This is a genomic window from Sporosarcina sp. FSL W7-1283, from assembly GCF_038003105.1.
Classification (GTDB): Bacteria; Bacillota; Bacilli; order Bacillales_A; family Planococcaceae; genus Sporosarcina; species Sporosarcina newyorkensis.
On the sequence record NZ_JBBOOL010000001.1, the window covers coordinates 3,339,793 to 3,366,429 of the forward strand.

23 protein-coding genes are annotated in these 26,637 nt (G+C 40.7%); 8 read left to right on the forward strand and 15 right to left on the reverse strand.

The annotated features are described in order from the left end of the window. Positions 1–93: 93 nt before the first annotated feature. From MKY93_RS17540 to MKY93_RS17550, 3 genes are all read right to left on the reverse strand, one after another. The gene (locus MKY93_RS17540; RefSeq protein WP_009498761.1) at positions 94–1,095 is read right to left on the reverse strand and encodes a sensor histidine kinase; all 1,002 of its coding nucleotides are present in this window, start codon (positions 1,093–1,095) and stop codon (positions 94–96) included. Then, on the reverse strand, positions 1,092–1,784 hold the full coding sequence (locus MKY93_RS17545; RefSeq protein ID WP_221838169.1) for a response regulator: 693 nt from the start codon (positions 1,782–1,784) through the stop codon (positions 1,092–1,094). Before MKY93_RS17545 ends, MKY93_RS17540 begins: the two co-directional genes overlap by 4 nt. A gap of 207 nt (positions 1,785–1,991) precedes the next feature. Then, positions 1,992–3,365 carry an alkaline phosphatase gene (locus tag MKY93_RS17550; RefSeq protein ID WP_281250683.1) on the reverse strand — a complete coding sequence of 458 codons (1,374 nt, stop codon included), beginning with the start codon at positions 3,363–3,365 and terminating at the stop codon, positions 1,992–1,994. 190 nt (positions 3,366–3,555) lie between these two features. On the opposite strand from MKY93_RS17550, the gene MKY93_RS17555 reads away from it, so the two are divergent. Further along, a complete protein-coding gene (locus MKY93_RS17555; protein ID WP_009498766.1) occupies positions 3,556–4,086 on the forward strand; it encodes an STM3941 family protein in 531 nt (176 codons plus the stop codon). Positions 4,087–4,180: 94 nt separating this feature from the next. Here the strand turns inward: MKY93_RS17555 and MKY93_RS17560 are convergent, their stop codons facing one another. The 5 genes from MKY93_RS17560 to MKY93_RS17580 form a co-directional block, all read right to left on the reverse strand. Next, positions 4,181–4,966: a YqhG family protein gene (locus MKY93_RS17560; protein WP_009498767.1), complete on the reverse strand. Its 786-nt coding sequence runs from the start codon at positions 4,964–4,966 to the stop codon at positions 4,181–4,183. Continuing rightward, positions 4,920–6,506 carry a DEAD/DEAH box helicase gene (locus MKY93_RS17565; protein ID WP_009498768.1) on the reverse strand — a complete coding sequence of 529 codons (1,587 nt, stop codon included), beginning with the start codon at positions 6,504–6,506 and terminating at the stop codon, positions 4,920–4,922. Before MKY93_RS17565 ends, MKY93_RS17560 begins: the two co-directional genes overlap by 47 nt. A gap of 140 nt (positions 6,507–6,646) precedes the next feature. Beyond that, complete coding sequence (locus MKY93_RS17570) at positions 6,647–8,872, reverse strand: YcdB/YcdC domain-containing protein (RefSeq protein WP_078818775.1); 2,226 nt, start codon at positions 8,870–8,872, stop codon at positions 6,647–6,649. Positions 8,873–8,998: 126 nt separating this feature from the next. Then, a complete protein-coding gene (locus MKY93_RS17575; protein ID WP_078818776.1) occupies positions 8,999–10,438 on the reverse strand; it encodes a VWA domain-containing protein in 1,440 nt (479 codons plus the stop codon). Between the two features lie 5 nt (positions 10,439–10,443). Beyond that, on the reverse strand, positions 10,444–11,631 hold the full coding sequence (locus MKY93_RS17580) for an AAA family ATPase (RefSeq protein WP_078818777.1): 1,188 nt from the start codon (positions 11,629–11,631) through the stop codon (positions 10,444–10,446). Between the two features lie 252 nt (positions 11,632–11,883). Here MKY93_RS17580 and MKY93_RS17585 point away from each other — a divergent pair, with 252 nt between their 5' ends. After that, entirely contained in the window at positions 11,884–12,612 is a 729-nt protein-coding gene (locus MKY93_RS17585; RefSeq protein ID WP_009498773.1) for a Bax inhibitor-1/YccA family protein, read from the forward strand. A gap of 282 nt (positions 12,613–12,894) precedes the next feature. After that, entirely contained in the window at positions 12,895–13,278 is a 384-nt protein-coding gene (locus MKY93_RS17590) for a hypothetical protein (protein WP_340760559.1), read from the forward strand. A 41-nt stretch (positions 13,279–13,319) separates the two neighbouring features. On the opposite strand, the gene MKY93_RS17595 is transcribed toward MKY93_RS17590, so the two are convergent. Genes MKY93_RS17595 through MKY93_RS17605 form a run of 3 tightly spaced genes read right to left on the reverse strand, consistent with a single transcriptional unit; the run spans position 13,320 to position 16,983 of the window. Further along, entirely contained in the window at positions 13,320–13,808 is a 489-nt protein-coding gene (locus MKY93_RS17595; protein WP_340760560.1) for a (2Fe-2S)-binding protein, read from the reverse strand. Beyond that, a complete protein-coding gene (locus MKY93_RS17600) occupies positions 13,805–14,641 on the reverse strand; it encodes an FAD binding domain-containing protein (protein WP_340760561.1) in 837 nt (278 codons plus the stop codon). The genes MKY93_RS17595 and MKY93_RS17600 overlap by 4 nt, the downstream gene beginning before the upstream one ends. Further along, positions 14,638–16,983, reverse strand: coding sequence for a xanthine dehydrogenase family protein molybdopterin-binding subunit (locus tag MKY93_RS17605; RefSeq protein ID WP_340760562.1), 2,346 nt, complete (start codon positions 16,981–16,983; stop codon positions 14,638–14,640). The genes MKY93_RS17600 and MKY93_RS17605 overlap by 4 nt, the downstream gene beginning before the upstream one ends. Positions 16,984–17,143: 160 nt before the next feature. Here MKY93_RS17605 and MKY93_RS17610 point away from each other — a divergent pair, with 160 nt between their 5' ends. Both MKY93_RS17610 and MKY93_RS17615 read left to right on the forward strand, forming a co-directional pair. Beyond that, positions 17,144–18,142, forward strand: coding sequence for an XdhC family protein (locus MKY93_RS17610; protein ID WP_340760563.1), 999 nt, complete (start codon positions 17,144–17,146; stop codon positions 18,140–18,142). Next, positions 18,139–18,741: a nucleotidyltransferase family protein gene (locus MKY93_RS17615; protein ID WP_340760564.1), complete on the forward strand. Its 603-nt coding sequence runs from the start codon at positions 18,139–18,141 to the stop codon at positions 18,739–18,741. The genes MKY93_RS17610 and MKY93_RS17615 overlap by 4 nt, the downstream gene beginning before the upstream one ends. Positions 18,742–18,794: 53 nt before the next feature. Here the strand turns inward: MKY93_RS17615 and nadX are convergent, their stop codons facing one another. After that, positions 18,795–19,577 carry an aspartate dehydrogenase gene (gene nadX, locus MKY93_RS17620; RefSeq protein WP_340760565.1) on the reverse strand — a complete coding sequence of 261 codons (783 nt, stop codon included), beginning with the start codon at positions 19,575–19,577 and terminating at the stop codon, positions 18,795–18,797. Between the two features lie 175 nt (positions 19,578–19,752). Between nadX and MKY93_RS17625 the strand changes: the two genes are divergently transcribed. Both MKY93_RS17625 and MKY93_RS17630 read left to right on the forward strand, forming a co-directional pair. Beyond that, the gene (locus MKY93_RS17625; protein WP_340760566.1) at positions 19,753–20,262 is read left to right on the forward strand and encodes a sigma-70 family RNA polymerase sigma factor; all 510 of its coding nucleotides are present in this window, start codon (positions 19,753–19,755) and stop codon (positions 20,260–20,262) included. A 1-nt stretch (position 20,263) separates the two neighbouring features. After that, positions 20,264–21,190: a DUF3221 domain-containing protein gene (locus MKY93_RS17630; RefSeq protein ID WP_340760946.1), complete on the forward strand. Its 927-nt coding sequence runs from the start codon at positions 20,264–20,266 to the stop codon at positions 21,188–21,190. An 86-nt stretch (positions 21,191–21,276) separates the two neighbouring features. Here the strand turns inward: MKY93_RS17630 and MKY93_RS17635 are convergent, their stop codons facing one another. From MKY93_RS17635 to MKY93_RS17645, 3 genes are all read right to left on the reverse strand, one after another. Next, positions 21,277–22,038 (reverse strand): GTP pyrophosphokinase, encoded by a 762-nt coding sequence (locus MKY93_RS17635; RefSeq protein ID WP_340760567.1) that lies wholly within the window; start codon positions 22,036–22,038, stop codon positions 21,277–21,279. Between the two features lie 127 nt (positions 22,039–22,165). Beyond that, positions 22,166–24,025, reverse strand: coding sequence for an ABC transporter ATP-binding protein (locus MKY93_RS17640; RefSeq protein WP_340760568.1), 1,860 nt, complete (start codon positions 24,023–24,025; stop codon positions 22,166–22,168). Beyond that, positions 24,022–25,746, reverse strand: a complete 1,725-nt coding sequence (locus tag MKY93_RS17645) for an ABC transporter ATP-binding protein (RefSeq protein ID WP_340760569.1) — start codon at positions 25,744–25,746, stop codon at positions 24,022–24,024. The genes MKY93_RS17640 and MKY93_RS17645 overlap by 4 nt, the downstream gene beginning before the upstream one ends. Positions 25,747–25,991: 245 nt before the next feature. Between MKY93_RS17645 and MKY93_RS17650 the strand changes: the two genes are divergently transcribed. Further along, positions 25,992–26,609: a TetR/AcrR family transcriptional regulator gene (locus MKY93_RS17650; RefSeq protein WP_078818780.1), complete on the forward strand. Its 618-nt coding sequence runs from the start codon at positions 25,992–25,994 to the stop codon at positions 26,607–26,609. The last annotated feature ends 28 nt before the right edge of the window (positions 26,610–26,637 follow it).

Here is a 26,637-nt window from a genome sequence, read left to right on the forward strand (position 1 = left end):
TCCTCACTCCTTCTATACTTTATATTCTAATCATTCCATCCATCTTTCTCCTGTGTTTGACATGACAATCATAAAAAGCATGTGACATTCTCGTCACATGCTTAAACGCACGAATTCATTTTCTTGTGGAAACGTTAACGTAATCACAGTGCCTTCTCCTATTTTGGATTGGACTTGAAGATCAAGATGTAGTGACTCTGCCACTAACTTTGTTAAATACAATCCCATCCCCGTCGCGGCGTGATCGTGATGGTTCAGCGTGCTAGTAAAACCTTTATCGAATATCCGAGGAAGATCTCTTGCATCAATGCCGCGTCCAAAATCTTGTATAGAGAGTTTCTTGTTGCCGTTTTCAACGAAGCTGTGGATTCGGATATCAGAAGCCTCGCTGTACTTCACAGCGTTTGTTAAAAGCTGTCGGACGATAAAACCAAGCCATTTAGCATCCGTAAGAACTTCTTTTATTTCTAAGTTCACATCAAAACCGATACCCTTCTGCACACACCATAATTTTAATGACTTTATCTCCTGAAAGATCAATATTTGTAAATCCGTCTTCTCTATATATAAATCATTTTGAATGAAGGGAATGCGTTTTTGATGTAATTGCTGATCAAGCAACAAATGGACTCTAAGCCACTCATACATTATTTGAGAACGGAGTGGTTGATCCGTTATACGATCAATCATTAACTGCATCGTCGTTAATGGTGTCTTCACTTCGTGGATCCAGTTGAGTATCTCATCCTTCTCTTGCTCCACGCTAACTCGCAATTCATTCAGCTGACTTTTATATGTGGTATTTTGCTCGGAAATCATTTCAGAAACGATCTCTTCAAAAGGACTGTTGGCGTGAGGCACTGTCGTCAAATCGAATGATTGGTTATGACGTTTTAATTCATGATAAAACCGAGTTTCTTTATAGTAGCGCACGATGAGAAATATGAAGAAGAACAAACAAGATAAAAATACAATGTATCCCACAGATTGAAAAGGGATACTCACATCTAAGAAGCCCATCAATAAAACCAGGAGCTGAAAAAACAAAAAGAACAGAATCCAGCTGACCCTTTCTTTTATGAAATATCGTATCATATCGATGATTCTTCCTTTGCCATATAACCTTGACCAACTTTTGTTTCAATTACTTCACCCAAACCGATTTCAGCAAGCCTTTTTCGCAATCGGTTAATATTGACCGTTAACGTATTATCACTTACAAATCGTTCATCATCCCATAAACTCGTGATTAATTCGTCGCGCGTTACAATTTCATTCTTTCGTTCAACAAGTAATTTCAAAATAAAGAGTTCATTTTTCGTGAGTTCGATTAATCCGGTTTCATTTGAGACAGTCCCTTTAATAAAATCAATCGTCGCGCCGCACCAAGTCTTTAATTCAAGCGGTTGCTCGGTATTATAATTATAAACACGGCGCAAAGTAGCTTGGATTTTCGCAATCAGGACATCAAAATGAAAAGGCTTTTGCACAAAATCATCCGCACCAAGCTGCATGGACATCACCATATCCGTCGGGTGGTCTCTTGACGATAAAAATATAATAGGCACATTTGAATGCGAGCGGATCATTCGGCACCAATGAAAACCATCAAACTTTGGCAGCTGGATATCGATGATAACTAAATCCGGTTTAATTTCCGTAAATTCCTGGAGAACATTTGAAAAGTTGGTCACACCTGCCACCTTATAAGACCATTGTGTTAGGCGTTCTTTTACTTCTTGAAATAATGTTTGATCATCTTCGATCAGCATAATCGTGAACACGGAACCCACCTCATTTTTCATCATACAGATATTCAATTTCAATTAAGATCCTATTTTATCCTATATGGAGATATAATCAAAATTTCCTGGCAAGTCGGTGTCCCCTAAAGGAGATTTTCAAACAAAATAACCCATCCTTGAGATATCTCCTCAAATTGGATGGGTTATTTTCACTTCTTTTGGTAAGTTTATAGCGTGATCAATCTACTAGTTTTTCCCTTCAATTATATCAAAAATCAGTTTGGCATGATCTGTATTATCTAAGAGGCCTGCAAAGTTTTCGCTTGATGGACCGTATGCATAGACTGGAACGTCTTCCCCAGTATGACCGCCAGTCGTCCAGCCAGTATAGGAGCGCTTGTCGATAACCTTTTTAATCGCGATCTCGATGTCCTCGCTGTTCTTTTCTGCGTTTTCAACGGACTTGACTTCGTCATCTGTTAATGGAAACAATTCTTGATCAATATACAGCTTGAGACTTTCCTCTACTTTTCCACTTTTCAAGATTTGATCCGCAATGAAGGCAGGCGTTCGTTTGACTGAAGCTACAGTGTCAACCAGCCAGTTAGATGCTCCGTCTGCTCCAATAGAAAAACCACCTGTTGAATGGTCGGCAGTGGCAACGACCAGAGTATGCTTATCCTCTTTAGCAAAATCAATTGCTGCTTTAAATGCCTTTTCGAAGTCTTCCATTTCACTCATTGCTCCTACGACATCATTTGCATGACCCGCCCAGTCAATCTGACTTCCTTCGACCATCATGAAAAATCCATTCTCGTTTTTACTTAATCGATCAATCGCCGCTTGTGTCATTTCTTCCAAAGACGGTGTAGTTTCTCTGCGGTCAATCATTTTATCAAGCCCGCCATCCGCAAATAAACCAAGAACTTGCTCGTTATCATCCGCTCGTAATTCTGATGTATTCGTAACATAACTATAGCCGTCCTTTTGAAAAGACTTTGTCAAATCAATATCCGAACGAACAAAGTTTGTTTTACCGCCACCTAGAAGTACATCTACTGTGTGCTCACCGTTGATCATTTCATTATAATAGTCATCTGCAATCGCATCCATGTTTTTACGACTCTCATTATGCGCACCGAATGCAGCAGGTGTCGCATGGGCAAGTTCCGAAGTGGCTACTAGTCCAGTAGACTTTCCAGCTTCTTTTGCTGCTTCAAGAACTGTTTTCACTCTTTTCTTATCTTTATCGACAGCAATTGCATTATTATATGTTTTAATCCCTGCCGACATAGCTGTCGCAGCAGCGGCAGAATCGGTAATAGTTTGCTTCGGATCGTCTGGATAAGTCATTTGCTGACCTACTAGGTATTTGTCAAATTCCGTTCGCTCCACATACGGCGTACTAGGATCATCCTTAAAGTAGCGATATGCAGACGTATAAGAGGTACCCATTCCGTCACCAATCAAGAAGATCACATTTTTGATTTCCGGATCTTTTTCGGCTATTTCTACGGCTTGAACGCTAGGATTAGAAATTTCTCCAACCATTCCTCCAATCAAGATACTAGAAACAACAGCAATCGGTAGAGCTCTCTTCAAAAACTTTTTTCTCACCATTACACGACCTCCTATTTTTGTACTTCCAAGGACAAGTATAATGAGAGATTGTTAAGGTCGTTTAAACAACATGTTAAGATATGTAAAGGTTTGAGAACCTGGCTCCCCAATATTCTGGGACGCTGTACCCTACTATCATCCGTGCAACTTAGAATACAAAGTGATAATCTTTAACTGAGGAGGGTTGCATATGGAGGAATTTATTATCTATCCGAAGCGTTCTAGAATGCTAATGTTAAGTTTCTTATCTATTGTATTTGTATTACTCGGCACTATTTTCACACTTCTTTTCATATATGGCGAAGCTCCAATTTGGATAGGAATCGTCGGTGTCATAACATTGCTGTTCTTTGGCTGGTGTGGCATATTTTATTTAAAAGAACTCCTAAACAGAAGACCAGCGTTAATTATTTCGGTTGAAGGTATTATTGATCGCTCTAGTTACTTAGCTGCCGGATTGGTGAAGTGGGAGGACATAAAAGAATTCAACCTATACACTTTTTCCGGACAAACATTTCTCGGCATTGTTACATACGATCCTAAGTTGATCATTAATCGAACGAGCGGGGCAAAAAGATTGTTGAATGGGGCTAACAGAGGCTTAGTCGATGCCCAAGTGAATATTCCTGTAAAAAACCTTGCCTGTTCAATAGAAACAATCTTTGAAGAAATTGAGCACCGATGGGTTATGGATTCTTCAGTGACGCTGCCGAGTGAATGATTGTAGACTACATAACAGCGGGGACATAAAAAGCGCGTACCGCCTTTCATGTCCCCGCTATTTTCATACTCCTGAAACTCTAATTCCAAACGAATTAATTACGTAGATAAAACAATCCTCCATTGACTATCTCAATTGTAATACGAGGTTTAAATCGTTCTTCCATCGCCTGTTTTTCAATCTCATAACATTCTGGTTTAACATCTTGTCCTTCATAAAAATAATCCAATACCGCTTGATCCTTTTGCCATCTCTTCTTCGATTCCACTGCCCAGTTTCGATCTTCTTCTCCAACAATCCTATCGATTACAGCATCTAACCGATCCAAAGCTCGGACAGGAGTAATGATATACGGTAAGTTAAAAACATTTTCAGGCGGCTCCATTGCCAAGTTCAAATTGTTCAGTTTCCCCTGGAATTCCTGGAAAACAGCTCCTGTCATCAAGTTGATGCCTAACGAATGAAGAGCCTCTTTCGTTTGTTGACTTCTAAATGAAATTTTATAATTTACACTCAACCATGGCGTCAAAACTGCTTGTTCGCCTTGTCTTGTTTGGAGCTGCTCATACATCTTCACATATGAACCCATATCCTTCGTTACTTGAAATAATTGATGAAGGCGAGGTGAACCTAAATGCACCACTTCACCTTTAACTCCTTCATTTAGCTGTTGAATATTCGTGATAAGCGTAATTTGTGCCGGATTAGGCGTCTCATTAACACTTTCTATATATCTCCAATAAAATGGACGGTTCATAATCTTTTTATCCATCTCCACCGTTAACTGGACAGTCATATAGTGTTCATTTCCATTGACAATCGGGCAATTATTTTCATTGAAGAATTGTCTTAGATATCCGTGGATTTGTTGCGGATACATGTACATCCTCCTCTGATTTCTTAGTGGTCTTTAAAATATCGTCGAGCTGCCCAACGACCTTTTCAAAAACCTCTATTTTCCCTTGAAGCACTCCCAATATATGATCCTCGATCGTATCTTGAATCGCTAAATTATATATGTGCACATCATGCTCTTGTCCCAGACGATGAACACGTCCGATCCTTTGCTCTAACTTCATCGGATTCCAAGGTAAGTCATAATTAATGACATGATGGCAAAACTGAAGGTTAATTCCTTCTGCTCCCGACTCAGTCGCAATTAACACTTGGGCATTTTGCTTGAATAGGTGCTTAATCCACTCTCGGCTGTTTTTGCTTAATTTACCATTAAATAAGACACTCGAAATGCCTTTCGAATGAAAATACTCACACAAGTACATTTGGGTAGCCCGATATTCAGTGAAAAGGATGACCTTGTCATTCGCCTTTATAATAAGATCCACTGCTTTTTCCGCTTTCGAATGAACCGATAGATTCCCCAGTTGCTGAATTACTTCATTCACATATGCTATTTCGTCCGTACTTCTGCAATCCGCGCTGAGTTTCTTCAAAGTACCAAGAGTAGCTTCCTGACTGCTACACATTTCCCTCTGCAGAGTAATGGTTGAAAAAGCACCAGAAAATACGGAAGACACATCTTTTAACCCCGAAATAAGTTCGTAGGCTTCTCGTTCTTTGTCTGTAAACTCAACCGGGATTACTTGAACTTGACGATTTGTCCATTCAATCCCTGTATCCTGCCGTCTATTTCTAACCATTACTTGGTTAACCAATTCATTCAAGAAACTATCCTGCTCCACATCTCGTTTATTTGCGGAAAACGTAGATTTAAAGGTCTCGTAGGATCCCAGATGCCCTTGCTTCAATAAAGTGATGAGGTAGAACAATTCAAAAACATCATTTTGAATAGGCGTTGCCGTCAATAGCAAACAAAACTTCTTCTTTAGATTCTGCACAAACGTATAACTGATTGTTTTATGATTCTTTAATTTATGTGCCTCATCCACAATGATTAAATCATAATCCTGCGCATAAATTTTCTCTTTATGAGGACTTCGTTTAGCAGTATCCATGCTCATAACTACAACATCCAGATAATCTAAATCAAAATTCTTTCTATAAAGCATCGCTGGGATATGAAATTTCAGCTGCAGCTCCTCTACCCATTGATTGGCAAGCGATGCCGGAACCAAGATAAGTGCTTTTTTCACAAGACCGCGAATGAGGTACTCTTTTAAGATTAATCCCGCTTCGATTGTTTTCCCTAGTCCTACCTCGTCAGCTAAAATTGCTTTCCCATTCATTTCCTCAATGACTCGTTCTGCCACTTCCAATTGATGAGCAAGCGGTGTTACATTCGGTAAGTATTTAAGTGACTGCAGCCCTTTAAAATCGGTAATTAAATTGTTTTTGGAAATATCATAACTCATCTTATACAATGTCCAACTATCCCATTGCTCACGGTTTTCCAGTCGTTCAATGAAGGCTTCTTGCCAAGCAGATGATCTTTCAATCAGCATTTTGTTCACCCCAAACTAAATTTTCATTTTTGTTAGGGTGTCCAAAAAAGAAATTCTTATGAAAACAAGTGACAAAAGCCAAATTGCTTTTGTCACTTGTTTTATTTTAAGGATTGATTGGACAGCATCACTCAAACAGCTTAGTGTAAATCTCTTCCTAAATCGACCATTGCATGAGCAAGACGAATTGTTGAGACTGCTAATTCTGCGTATGATACTTCCTGTTTTGGATTGAATAAATTTTTCTCCGTTTTCAATAATCCCATTGAGTTGGCGACCGCCACATACCCTTTTTTGTCAGTTTCAATTTTTTCAGTATCGTCAAAGCTTAGTTTATACATACTACTATCCTTAGCCGCTTGCTCAAGTCCAAGAACCCGTACGTACCAAACTGCCAGTTCTTCTCTCGTTATCGATGAGTCCACATCAAACTTCTTATCCGGTTTAATAATCCCCGCTTCGACTGCATGTTCAACTACAGAATACAATGGGTGCTTAACGCCTATATTATCGAATGTTTGAGTAGGTTCCTCTTGACCAAAGAAATAGTCTCCATGATGGAAGTAGGTAAGCGAATTCACAAGTACCTTCAATGCTTCTCCTTTTGAAACAGACGCATCTGCATTAAACTTTTCCACATCTTTTACATCCAGCACTTTCGAATTCAGTAGATAATTCAGCTCTGCTTCTGCCCAAGGATGCGAAATTGCAATTGATTGATCCGCATCAAATAGGTTATTCCATTTTCCTGTATTGGCATCCAGATAACTATACATATCTCCTTTAAATACAGGCACATAGATTAGATCATACTGGTTCCCTTTTTCATTTTGTGTTGGATTCATGTACATAAGCTTTAGGCTAAGTGCATCCTTCAACAGCGTTTTCGCCTGTTCGTCGCTAATCACTTTATCGCTTGACGGCCAATTCTCTATCTCCTGATAATCGATATTGAGACTATTGAGAGAACCATCTGCTCCGACACCAATGCTAATTTGATCACCGATTACGACTATTCCATTGACAAGTCTCGGGAATGAAAATTGATAGGTTCCCGTTCGTTCATCAAAGGAAGGGTCCTCAACCGGCATCCCATAGTTATGCAAATAAGAAGGAGCCCATTTTTTTGCGTATGCAATCGCTTTTTTCAACGCCTCTTGTTCGGTAAGTGAGTTCTCCGTTGTTGCATTCTTCTCCATTTCTCTAAGCAACTCTTCTTCAAAATTATAGTATTGAACGACTTCCCCTGTCTGTTTATTAATTTCTAAATTTGATCCGTGTCCTCCATTCGCATAATGGTACATATACTCAACACTGATGACGTCTTGACCATTATAATTCTGTGTCTCTTGAATAGATTCGATCGTTAATTTTACTTTGTCTGAAGTGACAGCAAGAAGTTGTTCGGCAATCTTCTTAGCTTCTGCTACCGTCACCCCTTCTTGTCGTGGAGAAAGCGGCTTCGCCGTCAGCTTTTCAATTTTCTTCTTCGCTGGGAAATTTGCTGTATATCCGTTTTGAGTCAGCCAATCCCCTGAAAGCGCATGTACCCCTTGCAGCCTGTTCGTCGGTTGATAAACGAGCTGCACATTGCGGTCACCCGTTTCGTAGTTATAATTAATTTGGTAGTTCAAATCCACAGACAAATGATCTTTTACTTTCTTTAACATCTCTTCATTAGCTTTAACTTTACTGACATCCGCAAAAGTGGAAGACCCCTGATTCTGTTGAGTTTTGTAGAAACCGCCGATTTCTCCATTTCCTAGAACGTATACTTCAATCATCTGATCCGCAATAGGTACTTGGTTTTTAGTTCGCGTGAAAGTAAACGAATAACGGATTGGTTCCGTCAATAACTGATTCGAAAAATAATTAGATGTGTCCGATTCTAATTGATAGTCTTTTCCATCAAGAAATTTCTTCATAAATCCTTCTGCAACTTTGCCGGCCTCTTCCTTTGTAACCTTTGCCGGGAACAGTGCATCTGCGATATTGGCAGGCTGATACGAGAAGTACTCTACTTCCAACTCTTCTCCAATAAATCCTACGTATCCATACAACCGCTTGCCGTTCAAAACTTTCGTGAATTGGAGATCATAGCGTATGGTTTCATCATCCGGAAAAATATGTGCGCTGCTCATTTGAAAATCACTAGCTGTCAGAAATTCAAATTGATTTGGGAATAGCTGCCGAAATTTCTGGATCAAATCCTCTTTCTTATAAGCAGTTTCTACGGAAGCTAATTGGATTCGCACCTTTTCTGGTTGTCCATACACAGTGGATGATGCATCGGCAATCGGTGTAAACATGCCAATAGATAAAACTGAGGAAGCCACTAGCGCGCTAACTTTTTTACTATTAATCAATATAATCCCCCTAGGAAAAAATGTTTTTTTCCAATTAAACAATTAGTTACACAAGATGAAATCTACATTTTTATGTAATTGGACAATACTTAAAGATGTTTATGTTTATCAGGGGGAGAACATTCCTTAAATTTCAAAAGCAGCAAAGCTTCCTTCTTCATCAAAGTTTGTCACATGTAACACTTTGTCTGAAAAGTATTCTGTTACATCTGTATGATTTCCAATCACGAGTGAAAGAACATTAAATTTCTTTTCTCTTTTCTTTTGATTAAATTCATTAAGAAAAGCTTCGCTGAGTTCATCTTCTCCATCGGTGATGAAAATTACATCCGCTTGTTTGAAACGGCTTTTGTTGATTACTTTCAACGTCTCATTCAACGGCAACTTGAAGTCTGTACCACCGCCCAGATAGGTACGCACCAGACGAATCAATTCAGGCGCTGTTATTTTTCCTTTTTCATATGTAAAGCTTTGTATGCTCGTGGAAAATAACACTACACAAAGATCTCTGCGTTGCTTTTTTGCGATGGCTAGTAGCGCTAATACGAAGCCTTTTGATTGGTTGTCCAGTAGCTTCATGCTACCGGACTGGTCCAAACAAATTACAATCGGACCTTTTCCCAACTGCTCACGCTTTTTCTGTTCGTATTGCATGATCTCTCCTTCTGCATAGCGACGTAGAAACTCATTCCTTACCGCAGGATGCGTATACAAGGCAAGTTCCATCGGAAGCAACCTTTCCAATTCATTCCCCAGCGTTACGTCCCTTCTTTCCATCGCAGCCGTATAATTCAGCTTTTGTTTATTCTGGGCAATCTGTTTGAATCGGCCTGCCCATTCTGCAATCTGCTGCATTTTGGGATCCGTCGCAATTTTCTCTGCCAAAGACAACTGATTACGTAATGGAATATTCTTTAAGTCTGCAGCACCTTTGCCCGCACTTAAGCCTCCCATTAAAGATATCAAACTCTCTTTTATCCGTATTGTTTCTTCCTTTGCTTCGTCTAATGCCTGTAAGAACCGGTCGCCATTCGTTTCAAATGTCAGCTGTAATTTCTCATCTAACTCAAGTGCAGCTCTTTCAAGTTCCTGTAAGGGCCCATTCTCTACCTCCTCTATTTCTTCTGATTGTTTACCCGGTAATTGTTCCCGTATTGCATTCAACAGCATCCCAAGCTCCTCGTCCTGCTGTTGTGAATCGTCCAACCACTCATTTATTTTTTCACCGAACTTCACGGTACAAATTGCAGCTGATAAGTCATCTAATCGTGTAAAGCGACGAAAGTTTTCGAACTGTTCATCGGACATGACCCTCTTTATTAGTGTTTGATTGGACTTCAATACCGCGTCAATCTCTCCAATAAGGATTCGGGGCTTCATCTTATACAAAGAAGCCCAAACATCGCTCAATAAAGGCTCCATCGTCGGCAGAATCCCTTCCGCTCTCACCTTTTGAAGTTCATCAGACATCTCAAATAGTTCCTTGAACCGTCGTTTGTCAAAAGCATCTGTATTCAGTACGGAACGTTGATCTTTAATTACTTTGCTTCTTTGCAAGAACTTCATCCTCCTTACATCCTGAAAAAGATACCACTCGACTTAACATTCTTATCCTTTTTCCGACCAGTATGATAAAAATATGCCGGATCCAGTGTGTTATTTTGGATCTCCTGGTACATTGATTTTACTTTATCGAGTACTTCGTCAATTTCCGACTTCCTGCTTTGGTTAGCTTCTTTAAGTTGATTTAGAGTAGACAGTAAATTATTCATTTTTTGAGTCGCTTCCATTCCTACTTCTGTTGAATGATCCCGAAATGTAGCATCTAGCACTTCTTCAGCCTCATTTTGTATGGAATCGAGCATTCGGACCACAGCGTCCTGTGCATGTCTGCGAACAATAATCGAGACGGTTTCTTTTTGATCGAGCGTTTCCCAGAGAGCGTGTTCAAGTATTAACACATCGTCAACCTGCACCGTTCTTCTTTGATTGATCAACGCTTTTGCTTGCAAAATGCATAATGATTGCTTGAATCTTCGGTCGGAAGGCTGAATTCCCTCGTCTTGCAGCTCTCTCCTGAGTTTCGCTAAGATCCCGTATATTTCATCAGGAATTACAACACGATCCGTCAATTCTTGAAGCTGCACTAAATCTTCCAACGTCATTGCCGGCATTTCTTTATTCTGTCCTGCATCTTTCATCATCGAGAGAAAATTCAATTCATCAGTAATGAAATTGATCTCGAAACGCAGAAGGAAACGGTCGAATAATGCTTCAAGACCTTCGCCGTCTTCTGGGTATTCATTGGAAGCACCGATGACGGACATCAAAGGAACTTCGGTAGGTGCGCTGTCATTATAGAAAAGCCGCTCATTAATCAAGGTCAGCAAACTATTTAAGATTGCAGAATTAGCCTTAAAGATTTCATCCAAAAACACCAAATGAGCTTCAGGCATTTTAGTCGCTGTATTCCGTTTATATATGCCTTTTTCGAGGTCTTTTAATGATAATGGGCCGAAGACTTCTTCCGGCGTGCTGAATCTAGTCAGTAACCATTGAAAGTATTTTGATCCTTCCACGATTTTCGCAAGTTCAGCAGACAAAGCAGATTTAGCTGTTCCCGCAGGTCCGATCAGAAGCACATGTTGCCTCGCGAGAAGTGCCACAAGAATTCCTTCCACTTCACTTTCGCGTTCATAAAACTTTGCATTCAATGACTGTCTGATTTCTTCCAACTTTAGTATATTTGTGTTCATCATTTTTATAACTCCTCGATTTGTTTGGTATGCAATTCGTCCTGTTGAATCGTTCTATATAACAGTTTGGTGGAAACTTCACCGATTTAACCTCATAGCTGCAATATATTTAGCGTCTATCATTTATCTGGTTAAACTTGATGCAATGTACGATATCTCCCACTTCTATTACACTTATCAAATTCAAATGAAACTATAAGAGATGTTAGTCGTATACTAAATAATTAAACTATTACTTAGAAAGGATTGTGTTGTATGAGATCATCCAACCCGAGTTTAGGGAAAGACACGTTTCGTGGACTAGAGGTTGATAGCGGTTCTACCATGACCATTCAAGGAACTGTGAATAAGACATTCATTCTGTTCTTGCTATTGAGCGCAACTGCATTCTTCACATGGACGCAATACTTTGCAGGCAAGGATATCCAAAGCCTGCTTTGGATCGGTCTATTGGGCGGTTTTGTAGTTGCTCTCATTACAATTTTCGTTAAAAAAGCAGCTCCTTATACCGCTCCCTTGTATGCATTGTTGGAAGGGCTTGTTATTGGCGGGATTTCTGCTATGTTCGAAACACAATTTGAAGGAATAACAACCCAGGCTATCTTGCTAACACTCGGTACTTTGCTTTCCCTCCTGTTTGCTTATCGCTCAGGATGGATCAAAGTGACTGAAAACTTCAAGCTAGGGGTATTTGCTGCAACGGGCGCCATCTTCTTCGTTTACATTGCCGACCTCATTCTTCGCTTTTTCGGGATGGGCGTCCCTTTCATACATGAAACGGGCCCTATCGGTATTATAATTTCTGTCGTCATTGTCATCGTTGCTGCATTGAACTTAGTTCTGGATTTTGATTTCATTGAAGAAGGTGTCAAACAACAGGCACCGAAGTATATGGAATGGTATGGCGCATTTGGATTGATGGTAACGTTGGTATGGCTGTATCTTGAAATATTGCGGTTGCTTTCCAAAATTCGAAGTAAATAAGTATATGTTAAACTTCAAAAGTTGAGCTCTTAACTATAACTAGTCAAAGAGCTCATCTTAATTAATCGTTGATTGTCGTGTACTCGACAAAATCCGGCATTCCTTCCGTTTTTACATATAAGTAAGCAACTCGAGGCAAGTATTCTCCATCTACACCTACATTTACATTTACGATTCATTTAAGGGAATTAATTCTTCTTGCATTAGTTGGGATGATTATAAATAATCATGATCAGGGCAGACTAAAGTGAAATAACTATATTTCAGTTAGGAGCAAATCATGTGGAAACTTCAGCTAAACAACAAGGGCAAAGCTATAAGGAACAACAAATGAAACAACAGCAACAGCAATTAAAGGAAAACCAATCGCAAATGGAACAGCAATTTGACGTCAAAAAGAAAATGGCTTTACAAGCTATGCAGCAAGCTGTCCAAACTCTTCAGCAAATGAGCACAATGGATATTGCCTCTTTACAACAATCCCAACAACAGCTCCAACAAGCGGTTCAGCAACTGAACTATATGCAAGGAATCGCCATTACGCAATCCACTTCAGCCGAACAACAACAATTAGAACAAGTACAGCAACAAATCGAACAAGCAGCGCAAACACTCCAACTGATCCAATCTCTAAACAACGGAAACAACAGCTTCCAAAAAGGATGAAAAGAACGCCTACGACTTTCCAAGCGGAAAATCGGGGGCGTTTATTGATTCGTTATGTTAGTTGACTGTAATAAAGAGTTCACTGCATTCTTGATTTCGTCATATCCAGTGCATCTGCAAATATTAGACTGCAGCCACTCCTCCACTAGCTCATCCGTAGCGTTCGGATGATTGGTCACTAATGCATGGCAATTAACGATAAAGCCCGGCGTGCAAAAACCACATTGAATCGCCCAATGATCGACAAAAGCCTTTTGAACAGGTGAATCTAATAATCCTTCATTTGTTGTGATTGGCTGATTTACAACCTCAACTGCCAGAGAAAGACAAGAGTGTGTTGGTTCTCCATTGATAAGAACTGTGCAAGCGCCGCAATCTCCATTCTCGCAAGCACGTTTTGCCCCTGTTAACCCAAGCTCTTCCCTTAACGTATACAAGAGCGTATCGGCAGATCGAGCAACCGCCTCTAGTGTTTCCCCATTCACATGCAAATGAATCAACTCTTTTTGAGGTTTTGGCTCTATGTTCATTCCGCCACCTCCATTTCTTCCATTACGTCCTGTAAAACGTTTTTCAATACAAAAGCGCGATATCCTTTGGTTGCTTGAATGTCGTCCACGATAGCTGAAGGTAAGCGTTCAATCAATTTCTCAATTCGCTTATGGATCGAGAGAGATGAATCATTTACTATTTTCTCCAACTCGGAGGAGCGAAATGGGTGGTCACAGATCCCGCTGAAGGCTAGCCGGATTTTCTTGTCCTTTACAATGGCTGCTACAGTGACAACGGGATACCCTACCTTGGATATTTTCGTTTTTTTAATGCTTGTATATGGCAAATCGATATAGGATGTGTCGATGATGATTTGCAGAAGGACTTCTCCCGGATTAAGTTTCATTTTTTTATCGAAGAGAGAAGATAGCAAAGCTATTTTCTCATCGTTCCCTTTCGTAATTTTCACTTTCGCGTCTACCAATAAAAGAGGCAGGACACTTTCCCTATACATCAATTTGCTGTTCATGTTGCCGCCGATCGTAATCTTATTTCTGGATGTATGATCTGCGATTTGTTTTAACGTATCGCCTAGCAATGGGAATAATTTCGAATCCGTAATTTGATTTAGTGACACAGCAGCTCCGATTAACAACTTGTCTTCGTGAACCTCCAACACATTGCATTCAGCAATACCTTTTATATCAATTACTGAATCTGCCTGTATCTGATTCACACGTGACAATGTGATAATTTCCGTTCCGCCTGAATAGAACAATGTACTGTCCCCTTGATCCTGCCTGTCGCGAAACGTCTTACTTAATTCTGCAACGGACGCGGGCTTAAAATACTTAAAATCAGAAGCGATCATTGATTTTCCACCTCCACGGACTGCCAAATGGATTCCGGTGTAAGCGGCAATTGGTTAAGTGCCACATCCACCGCGGCAGATAGACTATTGGCTAAGCATGCAGGCGCACCGATGACCCCATATTCACCTATTCCTCTTGCTCCAAATGGGCCATCCGCTGCGGGAGTTTCGACAAATTCAACGAGATATTCCGCCGGCTGTTCGCCATAACGCAATACGGGATAATTCCGTAGTCCTATATTTTGAACTACACCCTCTTTATCGAAAATGAATTTCTCACCCGTCGCATAACTTAACCCCATATACATGCCGCCCCGCATTTGCTGTGTCGCTGTCATCGGATTGATTATCGTGCCGCCGTCCAGAATCGTGAGCCCTTTTAATATGGTATATGTGAAATCTCTTGTATCCAATTCAATTTCCACTGCCTGCACACCTACAGACCACCACGGACCTGGCTTTCCAAAGCCCGTTCGCTGATCCATTGGCGTTAAATGCCGTTGTATATGTTTCCCTACCCCGACAATTTGCCCTTCAATGGAATGACCGCTTGGATAGGTATACCCCAATGAGATATCTTTTATTTCAACGCCAAAAGTTGGATCTGGTTTAAGATATACACGTCCATTCCCCACGTCCAAGTCTTCAGGGGAGCATTGCAGCACGATTGCCGCTGTTTTCTTCAATTGCGCAATCGCATTGTCGGCCGCAGACATGACCGCACGCCCTGCCAAAAAGGTTGAGCTACTGGCAACTGTTCGCCATTGATGCGGTTCGTATTGTGTATTTGTTTCCATTGTGACATGGATTTTCTTCATTTCCATCCCTAGCTTTTCCGCAAGAATTTGGGCAAGAACCGTTTTCGTTCCTTGTCCTAGCTCAATCGCTGCACAACTTAAATTCACGCTTCCGTCTGCTTCAAATGTTAAAATAGCCCCAGCTTGTGCATTAGTAGCAGTAGTTGAAGTTTTCCAAAAAGTACTGATTCCTTTCGCGCGTACCTTGTTTTTTCCACTTTCAATTTTTTGACCTTCGTCCCAATTGATTAATTCCTTCGCACGATTTATACATCTCTCTAAATCTCCAATGTTATTGGCTGTCAATTGCGTTTGGGTTGGTGTCGAATGCCCTGGTTTTATGCCGTTAAGAAGTCGAAATTGAACAGGATCAATATTTAACTTTTTAGCCAATTGATCCATCGTTCGTTCCACAGCAAATGTCAGTTCAGGATGTCCATATCCCCTAAATGAAGTAGCAAAAGGATGATTCGTGTACATGCAATACGAATCGCACCATACATTTGGAATATGATACGGTCCCGTACAATCTAACGCTGCTGCTCTCGTAATTCCTGCTGCCTGATCCGAATAAGCACCTGAATCGAGTAAATACGTATACTTCCCTGCAATTAATCTTCCCTCTTTCGTTGCACCAAGTTGGATTGTAGCATCAAAACCAATTCGGCAAGGAGCAGTCGTCATATCCTCTTCCCGATCCAATTCCATCTTTACTAATTTTCCGCCTACAGCTTTCGAAGCTAAATATGCGAGAGGCTCTAGCTGTACTGTTCCCTTGCCCCCAAACGCTCCGCCGATCATTGGAATATGAACTAAAATATTTCCTACTTCGATATTAAAAAATTGATTCAGTACTTTTTTTATTGTAAAGGGTGATTGGCTACAGGAATGAACGATAACCTTTCCTGTCGGATTAATTTCGACTCTTGTACTTCTTGTCTCCAGTGCAACATGATCCGAGAGATTAAAGGAGTAGTTGGCTGTAATCGTTTCTTCGCACTCAGCCCATGCCCTTTCGAAATTCCCCTTACGTATTTTAATATGACTTCCGATATTCGTTCCAGCTTTAGGGTACACATTATCGATAATTTTTGTATATTGTCCCGCATCCTCATGTACAAGTGGTGCGTCTTTTTGAAACGCTTGTTGTACGGAGTTCACAATAGGTAACGGTTCGTATTCAACTTTTACTTTCATAGTTGCCCATTTTGCCTGGTGTTCTTGATCCGCAACGACTATTGCGACGGGTTCACCATAATAACGGACTTTTTCAAAGGCCAATGGCGGTCTGTCCGCCAAAATCGGGCCGATATGAAAGGGAAACATTTCGCCCGTAACAATAGCGCGTACTCCTGGACATTTCCAGGCTTCCGTAGTATCGATGGACAATATTTTCGCATGCGTTTGTGTGCTTTTCACGAGTTTCGCATGCATCAAACCGGGCACTGTATAGTCCCCTACAAATCTCACTTTTCCAGTTGATTTTTCTACCGCATCAATGCGTTGTTCAGGTTTTCCGACCGATGAAAATATCTTATTCGCCATTCACAAAGCCCTCCCGCGTGCTTAATATGCAACGACTTCACCTATCGCAACATCCATATCCTTTCCATAATTACAACGAAATATAATAGGGTTGCGAATTAAATATGAATAAAATGCAGGCAGATCGTCAATAGTAGATTGAAAGAAATGAGGTGGCGTTTTGCAATCAATCCAACAATTGATGGAAATGGTTTTGCAGGAATCTCAAGCTATTGTACTTTCTATGATCGTTAACGTGGAGGGATCATCATACCGAAAAGAAGGTACATGGATGCTGCTTCTGGAAGATGGACGTCGAGTGGGTGTCATTAGCGGCGGATGTCTGGAAAATGATTTACATAAGCGTGCAACTGAATTATTCCGAACGGGTAAGTCGAAAATCTTACACTATGATTTAAGTGACGAAGATGACCTGGGATGGGGTCGAGGAGTTGGCTGTAATGGGGTGGTCACCGTATTCATACGTGATATCAATGCTGATTTTCGGAATTTCCTTCGTTTTATGCATCAGCGATTACAAGCGAAGGAACCAATGTATTTCATCCAATCCATGACAGATTTTAATCTTTACGAATGCATGGGACGAACTGGAGATCACTTTAGCAAAGGACAGATGGTTATGCCATTGGATTTGGAGCCTTTACTTCCTTTTGAGAAAAAAGCTGGACAAATCAAGCGAGGAGAAGAACTTTTTTATTTCCAACTTATCTGGCCACAGCCTGCCCTTTATATAGTGGGAGCGGGTATTGATGCGCGTCCTCTTGCAAGACTAGCCGAACATGCCGGATATGCCGTCCATCTCTTTGATTGGCGAAGCGGAATTTGCAATGATGCACACTTTCCAACCGCATCCTCCATACAAATTGGTAACGTAAGCGAATTAATTTCGAATGTGCAATTTAGTCCGCTTGATTCCGTCGTTGTCATGACGCATGATTTCCAATTGGATGTGGAGGTCGTTCAGTGTTTGCTGGAATATAAATTATTGTATTTTGGAATTTTAGGTTCAAAAAAACGAACGGAACGACTGGTCCAAGGAGAAATACCGGGCACGATTCATTCGCCTGTAGGTCTTTCAATTGGCGCAGATGGTCCAGAAGAGATCGCGGTCAGTATTGTGGCGGAATTGATCGCAGTGAGACAGGGGAAATTATTATGAAAATATCAGGTATTTACCTAGCCGCTGGAAACAGCAGCCGAATGGGAGAGCATAAATTGGCTTTGCCTATAGGAACAATGACACTTGGAAGTCTCGCTCTTGAAACGGCTTTGAAATCGCCTCTGGACGAGGTCTATGTCATTACAAATGAAACGGATGAAGGTAATTGGATTTCACCTAAAATGAGAGCAACCACAAAATGCATTATCGTCAAATGCACTACTTCCCATGATGGTCAATCCGAATCGTTACGCTGTGGTATTCAATGCGCACTGGAGAATCAAGCAGATGCTGTCCTAGTCATGTTAGCGGACCAACCATTTATCACAGTGCAAATGATCACTGCAATGATCGACTGTTTCAAAAGGAACCCAACATGCAAATTTGTTGCCACTTCTTTTGAACAAACCACTATGCCACCTGTTCTCTTCACGTCTGCCATGTATCCTGAACTAATGAAATTACGTGGAGATCAAGGTGCGCGCGCCATCTTAAAAGGTGATTTACTGCAACAAGGAAAGTTATTGCCATGCACGGATCGAAGACTCGTATTCGATGTGGATACGCAGGATGATTATGAAAAGTCAAAAAAGATGTAGGTTCCTGTCGAGATATCCCTCTGCAGGCACCTACACCTACGTATTTCTCCACTCTAACCTCCCACAATCACTGAATTTCCTTTATTTCGCAATGTAGATAAAATACTCAAAGCCGCAAGATAACTCGTTTTCGGATTGTTTGGCATCGGTTCATTTTCGATCGTCAATTTCATTTTCCCGAAATCTCCTGTAGCTTCAATTGTATGTGTATTTCGTTCGACTACCGGATCAGCAATGACCCGCACTTTCGTTTGATCAGCTCCAAGACCGGCAATGGAAAGCAGCAAGGCGACATTGACATTTTTGGGGAACTTTTCGATTGCGTTCTGAGCAACTCCATCGAATAAGCATGCTTCTTCATTCATCGATCCTAATCCTAATGAAGCAGGTGATTTCCTTGTCGTGATGCTGACTTCTTTCAATCCACCTACAGCATTGGCTGACTGCAACAAATCCAATCCTCCGATTGCACCTGAGGGAAGATATATGTGCCGGTCCATCGAACGAGCCAGTTCTTTCATCTCCTTCAGAAAATCGACTTCTTTCAGCGCTCCTATACTGCTCAGGATTAAATCCTTCTCGCTTTCCAAAATATCCTTCATGCGTTGAATGGCAACCTCGATCGTCGCCGCTTCTACTACAATGTCGATCGGAGAGCTTAGAAACTCCTGAAAGTCTGTATAAAATTTTGCTTTATATTGCGTTTCCATACTCGACCCTACTTCTTGGTTCCGACCAAAGATTGATGTTATCTCACCATCTAGCTGTCCAGCCGCATTTATCGCTTCCAATAAATAGTGCGCGATGTTGCCTGTTCCTATTACTCCAATTTTCATTTCATAACACCTCTTCCTCCATTATACAGCACGTTTAGAGTCACTTCTAAGAAAGGCACTGAAAACCAATTCTATCCGTGAGGTAACCTGTATGATATATATCTAAACTATTAGTCGATTTTTAAAACTATTCGCAAGCAAGCTTCGTTAAAGTAATAGAGAGGTGGTGATGGGGATGAATTCGGCTGAATTCGAAAAGGTGATAGATGAATATGGAGAACATCTACTAAAAATAGCTTATTTTTATTTGCGAGACCGAGAAACGGGAAAAGATATCGTGCAGGAAGTTTTTATATCTTTTTACAGTGCGGCAGATTACGAGGAACAAGGAAAGTTGCGTGCCTACTTAACGAAAATGACGGTCAATCGCTGTAAGGATTATTTACGAAGCTGGTCATTTCGTCATCTTCAATTCCGTAATAGCTGGATTGAAACCATACATACTGAGCGCGATCCGTTAATTTTACAGGAGGAGAAATCCGAAATTGCTATTGCAATATTGAAGCTCCCTGTGAAGTATCGCGAAATCATCATTTTTTATTATTATGAAGAATACAACATGAGAGAGGTTGCTCAATTCCTCAATCTATCGGAAAACACGGTGAAAACGAGAATGATTAAAGCACGTAAATTACTTAAAGTTGATTTGTCATTAGATTATTGGGAGGTGCTTTCCATTGAATGAAGTGAAAAGAAGTTTAGACGCTTTCACCGGAAATATTTCGAGGGACAAAGAAGAACTTAAACAAAAAGTGCTCTCTGGCGGACGTCAGCCTAAAAGAAAAAATCCTTTTCCGTTAGTTGCTACTGTTATTGTTATGACCGCTGTGCTTTTCTTTACATTCAATATGTTCCAGGGAGAGTATTTGAATAAGGATGGCAATGGATATGAAGTGAATGAGGAGCTCTATGATCTTCTTCTGAAAAGCGAACAATACGAAATTGAAGATCCAGATGAACTGCGCACTGTCGTCATGCAAAGATTAGTAGAATCAGATTCCTTAATCGAATATGCAAAGTCGCTTGGCTACGAAGCAGATGAGCAAGCAATGGAGGAAGAATTAGCGAAAGAGCAACAAACCTTTTTCAAAGGTTTCAAGGAAGAGGAATTGAATTCAATCGAACAAACACAACTCGAAAAATTCGGCTACACCTATGAACAATATTTTCAAACGATTCATAAGTATACTATTCAATTCACTGAGGCCGTGGAATGGCTAGATCATAATCCTCCCACAGAACACACAACGCAGCGTGAAGTGTTAGAAGCCTTTCTGGAAACACATGCGGACGTGATCACTGAATTTATGGAGAAGAAACAAATTCCCCTTGCCGATCCTTCTTCTGTGTACGTAGAGTTTGAGGGATTAGTCGCAGCTATCGAAAACCGTCGAGTATTGGTTGTCCAAGGAGTGGAGAAAGATCAAATCGAAGGAATGTCGGCTGAAGAAATTCAAGATGCAGCGTATGATTCCGCTTGGTTTGAGTTTGATGAAACAATTGAGCAACTTGCACTATATAGGCAGATTAACGTAACATTTGATCCATTGTCGTATCCAGTCTCTCAAGCAGAACAAGAAAAAGTGTTTGAAGATGTGAGTGGGTGGGAATAAGTGAACAACTTACAAAAGCGTTAACTCCGCTAATGAGGAGTTAACGCTTTTTATATGAAATATCCTATTTTTTCTCAATCCGTATCCTAGTTAGACAGACTGACAGTATCCGATTTGCTACGGTCATTACCTAAAAGATCCAATAAGACTTTAGGAATCGAAAACTGTTGATCGTTAATAGTAAGCTGTGTTGCACTTTCTTCTTCATCCTTCACATTCATTGCTGCCATTTCAAGATGAAGACGCTCCATCTTATGATCTAGTGCAATTGCAGATTCGGCAGCTTCCTTTAATTCTCTTAGCAGATGAGGTGGAACTAATTTGTTGTGTTTATAATATATTTTATGTTCCAAACTTGCCCAGAAATCCATGGCGATTGTACGGATTTGGATTTCCACAGCAACATGTTCTTCTCGATCTGACATAAAGACTGGTATTTCTACTAAAATATGCAGACTGCGATAACCATTTGATTTCGGGTTTTTAATATAATCCTTGATCTCTAAGACTTTAAGATCTCTTTGGCGCTGTAACATATCACTTATCTGATAAATGTCTGAAATGAAAGAGCAGGTAATTCGTAAGCCCGCTATATCCTTCACATTTCTTTTTATGTTTGAAAAAGTAATGTCGTGTCCTTTTCTTTGAAGTTTATTCAGTATACTTTCAGGTGACTTTACTCGCGACTTCGTATTTTCAATTGGATTGTAATCGTGTAAAATACGAAATTCTTCTTTCAATATATCTATTTTTGTTTCTAATTCATTCAGTGCAAATTTATACATCAACATAAATCTTGATAATTCATTTCTCATACTTTTCAATTGTTCTACCTGATATTGATCCATCCTATTATCGCTCCAGTTCCAAGCACCAGCCTCTCGGGTCGTTTCGACTCTGCCAAAAAGGCAAAGAACGCCTTTGTGGTAGAGCCTCCAACGCCTGTCGAGGCTAGACGGTGCTTTCCATTTTTGGTTAGACAGCTGGTTTATCAGAAAACTGACTGTTGTAGAGATCCGCATAAAATCCTTGTTGATCCAATAATTTTTCATGCGTTCCCTGCTCAATAACTTTTCCTTGGTCCATCACTAAAATTAAATCTGCGCCTTGTATTGTAGACAGGCGGTGTGCGATGACGAAGCTGGTTCTGCCTTCCATTAACCGGTTCATTGCTTGCTGAATTAGCAACTCCGTTCGGGTATCGACACTCGACGTTGCTTCATCCAGAATCATAATTGTTGGATTAGCGAGAACAGCGCGTGCAATTGTAATCAGCTGTTTCTGTCCTTGTGAAACATTCGATGCATCTTCATTTAAGACGGTATCATAGCCTTCTGGAAGCGTCCGAATGAATTGATCCGCACGTGTGACTTGTGCCGCTTCGTAGATTTGTTCATCAGTCGCATGTTTATTCCCATAGGCGATATTGTCTTTGATCGTGCCATTAAACAGCCACGTGTCTTGCAATACCATTCCAAAAGTCGTCCGCAAATCTTCGCGTGACATCTTTCGCGTATCCATACCATCAATTTTGATTGTCCCGCTATTTAGCTCGTAGAAGCGCATGAGCAAGTTAATGATCGTCGTCTTCCCTGCACCTGTTGGCCCGACAATGGCGACGGTCTGACCGGGAGCCACATGAACATTCATATCTTTAATCAATAATTCGTCTGCGTAACCGAAGTCTACATGCTCAAAGTCCACTTCACCTTTTGCATATTGCAAACGCACTGTGGTCACTTCGCTAATTTCCTCTTCCTCATCTAGCAACTCAAATACCCGCTCTGCTGCTGCGATCGTGGATTGAATAATATTCGCGATGTTCGCCGTTTGCGTAATTGGCTGTGTAAATTGCTTCATATACGTAATGAACGCTTGAATATCACCAATTGAAATCGCACGCTGCGTAACTAATATCCCACCGATTACACAAATCAGTACATAGCTTAAGTTCCCGATCAGCGTCATCGCCGGCATGATAATACCTGAAATAAATTGGGCACGCCGTCCTGCGTCGTATAGCTGTTCATTAACATCTTCAAATTCAGCAATAGCCTTTTTCTCGTGACCAAATACTTTAACAACTTGATGACCTGTGTACATTTCTTCAATATGGCCGTTCAAATTTCCTAGCGTCCTTTGCTGATCCGCGAAGTGCTTTTGAGAACGTTTCAAAAATGGACGAATTACAAAGATGGATAACGGTAGTGTCACGAGCGCAATAATCGTCAGCATCGGACTGATCCATAACATCATCGCAAGAATACCGACAATCGTCACGACCGCTGTGATAAACTGCGTAATTGTTTGCTGCAAAGTACTGCCGATTGTATCGATATCATTCGTCATACGGCTTAATGTATCACCAAAAGGATGCCCATCGTAATACTTAAGCGGAAGTTTCTCAAGCTTATTATTGACATCTTCACGTAAATCGAAGACCGTCTTTTGAGATACACTGGCCATAATGAACTGTTGAATGTAGCTGAATACGCTGCTCGTAACGTACAAGCCTGCTAGCAATAATAGCAATTTGCCAATTGCTCCGAAATCGATAGACGCATCAGGAATTCCATTAAACTTTCCATACGCACCTTCAAATAGCTCAGTTATGGCATTCCCCATCACCTTCGGACCCAGAACCATAAAAACCGTACTCAAAACTGCTGCAAAAAACACGGTGATTAACTTGCCGCGATGAGGTTTCAAATAGCCTAATAGTCTACGAAAAGTTCCTTTAAAATCTTTTGGCTTCTGACCCGCCATCATCATATTTCCGCCGCCAGGACCACCGCCCGGTCCGCCGTGAGATGGTCGCTGTTTATGTTCGCTCATGCGATATCCTCCTCTGTCAGCTGAGATTCGACGATTTCTTGGTACACTTCATTTGTTTGAAGTAGTTCTTCATGCGTCCCAATCCCTGCAACTTTTCCATGATCGAGGACGATGATTCGATCCGCATCCATCACTGAACTTACGCGCTGTGCAACGATTACGACAGTTGCATCTTTCGTTTCTTCTTTTAATGCCGCACGTAAATTGGCATCGGTCTTGTAGTCGAGTGCTGAAAAGCTATCATCAAATACATATATATCTGGTTTGCGAACGAGCGCACGTGCAATCGCAAGACGCTGCTTTTGTCCACCAGATAAATTCGAACCGCCTTGTGAAATAACGGATTCATATCCATCTTTCAATTGCTCAATGAAACTGGTTGCTTGTGCAATCTCAGCCGCATGTTCAATTTCACTTTGTGTTGCATCTTCTTTACCAAAACGGATATTTTCTGCAATCGTCCCTGAAAAGAGCAAAGCTTTTTGAGGGACAAAGCCAATTTTCGAACGGATTTCTTCCTGTGAGGAATCTTTAATTTCCACACCGTTAACTCGGATCGTTCCACTCGCCACTTCATAGAATCGCGGAATTAAATTAACCAATGTTGTTTTTCCGGCTCCCGTACCGCCGATAATTGCAGTCACTTCTCCAGCTTTTGATTTAAAACTAATATTCGATAATGCTTGCTCTTCAGCGCCTGGATAGCTAAATGATACTTGATCAAACTGAAGTGTCGCGCGTTCCCTGTCCGCCTTTTCTGTCCCTTCATCCAAAAATGTCGGTTCCATTTCAAGCACTTCATTAATCCGGTTCGCGGAAACTGCAGCACGTGGAATCATGATAAACATCATTGAAGCCATGACAAGCGACGACATAATCAGCATTACATATTGAATATATGCCATTAAATCTCCTATCTGCATGGCCCCATTATCAATTCGGATTCCACCGAACCAAATGATTCCTACAACAGTCAAATTCATTACGAGCATCATAACCGGCATCATAAACGCCATCACTTTGTTTACTTTAATCGAAACGTCTCGTAAATCCTCATTTGCTCCGCGCAATCGAACTTGCTCATCTTTTTCACGGTTAAACGCGCGAACGACCCGCACACCCGTTAGATTCTCACGTAATACTAGATTCAAACGATCGATTCTTTTTTGAACAGCTTTGAAGAGCGGAATCCCTTTGTGCAATATAAATAAAATTAACCCGACTAACAACGGCATGGTCGCTACGATGACAAGCGATAATTTCATGTCCTTGGATAACGCCATGATCAAACCGCCAACAAACATAATCGGTGCGGTTAACACCATACGAAGAATCATAATGACCACTTGCTGCACTTGTGTAATGTCATTGGTCGTCCTCGTGATAAGGGAGGCCGTGCCTAATTTATCAAAGTCTTGCTGTGAAAAATTCTCAACATGAGTAAATACTTTGCGACGAATGTCCCTGCCCAGTCCCATCGCAGTTTTTGATGAGTAAAAGCTGACGGCAATGGATGCTATAGCACTAAGTGCAGAGACTACGAGCATCAGTCCGCCGATCTTCCATATGTAGGGGATGTCTCCTACCACAACACCTTTATCGATAATATCCGCCATCAGCGTCGGCAAATACAATTCGGACATTGCCTGAATGAAAACAAGTCCAAAGATTGCAGCGACCATCCATTTATAGACGGATAAATTTTTCAGGATTTTAATCATTCTATGGATTCCTCAATTCTTTAGAGATTTAGAAGCACAGCGATTTTAGAAGAAGCTGACCATGAGTAATCACTTACATGTGACAACGTGTCACTCGTTACTACTAATTTATAATAAATGACGCAAGACAGCATGTCAACGAATAGATGACATGCTGTCACTTTTCATATTGACACGTCCCACGCCGCGATTTATCATAGATTTATGACGTATTATCGCTTACCAATTTGAGTGGGAGGCCAATCATGCCAAAGCAAACTTTTTTTAATTTACCTGCTGAAAAACAAGATAACTTACTGAATGCAGCGAAGAAAGAATTTTCCAGAGTTCCATTACATGAAGCAGTCATTTCCAATATTATTAAAAGCGCAAAAATACCGAGGGGAAGTTTTTATCAATATTTCGAGGATTTAGAGGACTTATTTTTCTATATTTTAGAGGAATATGTAAAGCGAAATAATGAGAGGTTTACCTTGCAACTAAAACTGAACAATGGGGACTTGCTAGATACTTTTATTAGTGTCTTTCAATCGATGCTACATGATTTCCAAAGTGAAGAGCACCGTATCTTCTTTAAAAACGCGTTTTTAAATATGAATCATAAAGTGGGAAAGGCATTTACAAACCATACCGACTTGGAAAACTTTATGGCTCGGCGATCAGAGCTTTTGGAATTAGTTGACACCAAAAAAATGGCTATCGAGAATGAACGAGAATTACTTCACCTGATGAATATAATCAAAGCTGTGACATTCCAAAATATAGTTCAAAGCTTTGCTATGCAACTAACTCCTGATGAAGCGTTAAAAAGATACACACTAGAAATTAATATGTTGAAAAGAGGTCTATACCAAAACGATTAATCTATTTCTTTACACTGCACAATGAAAA

Excerpts from the sequence above, each read along its gene's own strand:
- MKY93_RS17550 (WP_281250683.1), bottom strand. The coding sequence starts at position 3,365 with ATGGTGAGAAAAAAGTTTTTGAAGAGAGCTCTACCGATTGCTGTTGTT.
- MKY93_RS17640 (WP_340760568.1), bottom strand. The coding sequence starts at position 24,025 with ATGAGCGAACATAAACAGCGACCATCTCACGGCGGACCGGGCGGTGGT.
- MKY93_RS17635 (WP_340760567.1), bottom strand. The coding sequence starts at position 22,038 with ATGGATCAATATCAGGTAGAACAATTGAAAAGTATGAGAAATGAATTA.
- MKY93_RS17560 (WP_009498767.1), bottom strand. The coding sequence starts at position 4,966 with ATGTATCCGCAACAAATCCACGGATATCTAAGACAATTCTTCAATGAA.
- MKY93_RS17580 (WP_078818777.1), bottom strand. The coding sequence starts at position 11,631 with ATGATGAACACAAATATACTAAAGTTGGAAGAAATCAGACAGTCATTG.
- MKY93_RS17615 (WP_340760564.1), top strand. The coding sequence starts at position 18,139 with ATGAAAATATCAGGTATTTACCTAGCCGCTGGAAACAGCAGCCGAATG.
- MKY93_RS17650 (WP_078818780.1), top strand. The coding sequence starts at position 25,992 with ATGCCAAAGCAAACTTTTTTTAATTTACCTGCTGAAAAACAAGATAAC.
- MKY93_RS17605 (WP_340760562.1), bottom strand. The coding sequence starts at position 16,983 with ATGGCGAATAAGATATTTTCATCGGTCGGAAAACCTGAACAACGCATT.
- MKY93_RS17540 (WP_009498761.1), bottom strand. The coding sequence starts at position 1,095 with ATGATACGATATTTCATAAAAGAAAGGGTCAGCTGGATTCTGTTCTTT.
- MKY93_RS17595 (WP_340760560.1), bottom strand. The coding sequence starts at position 13,808 with ATGAACATAGAGCCAAAACCTCAAAAAGAGTTGATTCATTTGCATGTG.
- MKY93_RS17585 (WP_009498773.1), top strand. The coding sequence starts at position 11,884 with ATGAGATCATCCAACCCGAGTTTAGGGAAAGACACGTTTCGTGGACTA.
- MKY93_RS17645 (WP_340760569.1), bottom strand. The coding sequence starts at position 25,746 with ATGATTAAAATCCTGAAAAATTTATCCGTCTATAAATGGATGGTCGCT.
- nadX (WP_340760565.1), bottom strand. The coding sequence starts at position 19,577 with ATGAAAATTGGAGTAATAGGAACAGGCAACATCGCGCACTATTTATTG.
- MKY93_RS17600 (WP_340760561.1), bottom strand. The coding sequence starts at position 14,641 with ATGATCGCTTCTGATTTTAAGTATTTTAAGCCCGCGTCCGTTGCAGAA.
- MKY93_RS17565 (WP_009498768.1), bottom strand. The coding sequence starts at position 6,506 with ATGCTGATTGAAAGATCATCTGCTTGGCAAGAAGCCTTCATTGAACGA.
- MKY93_RS17555 (WP_009498766.1), top strand. The coding sequence starts at position 3,556 with ATGGAGGAATTTATTATCTATCCGAAGCGTTCTAGAATGCTAATGTTA.
- MKY93_RS17625 (WP_340760566.1), top strand. The coding sequence starts at position 19,753 with ATGAATTCGGCTGAATTCGAAAAGGTGATAGATGAATATGGAGAACAT.
- MKY93_RS17575 (WP_078818776.1), bottom strand. The coding sequence starts at position 10,438 with ATGAAGTTCTTGCAAAGAAGCAAAGTAATTAAAGATCAACGTTCCGTA.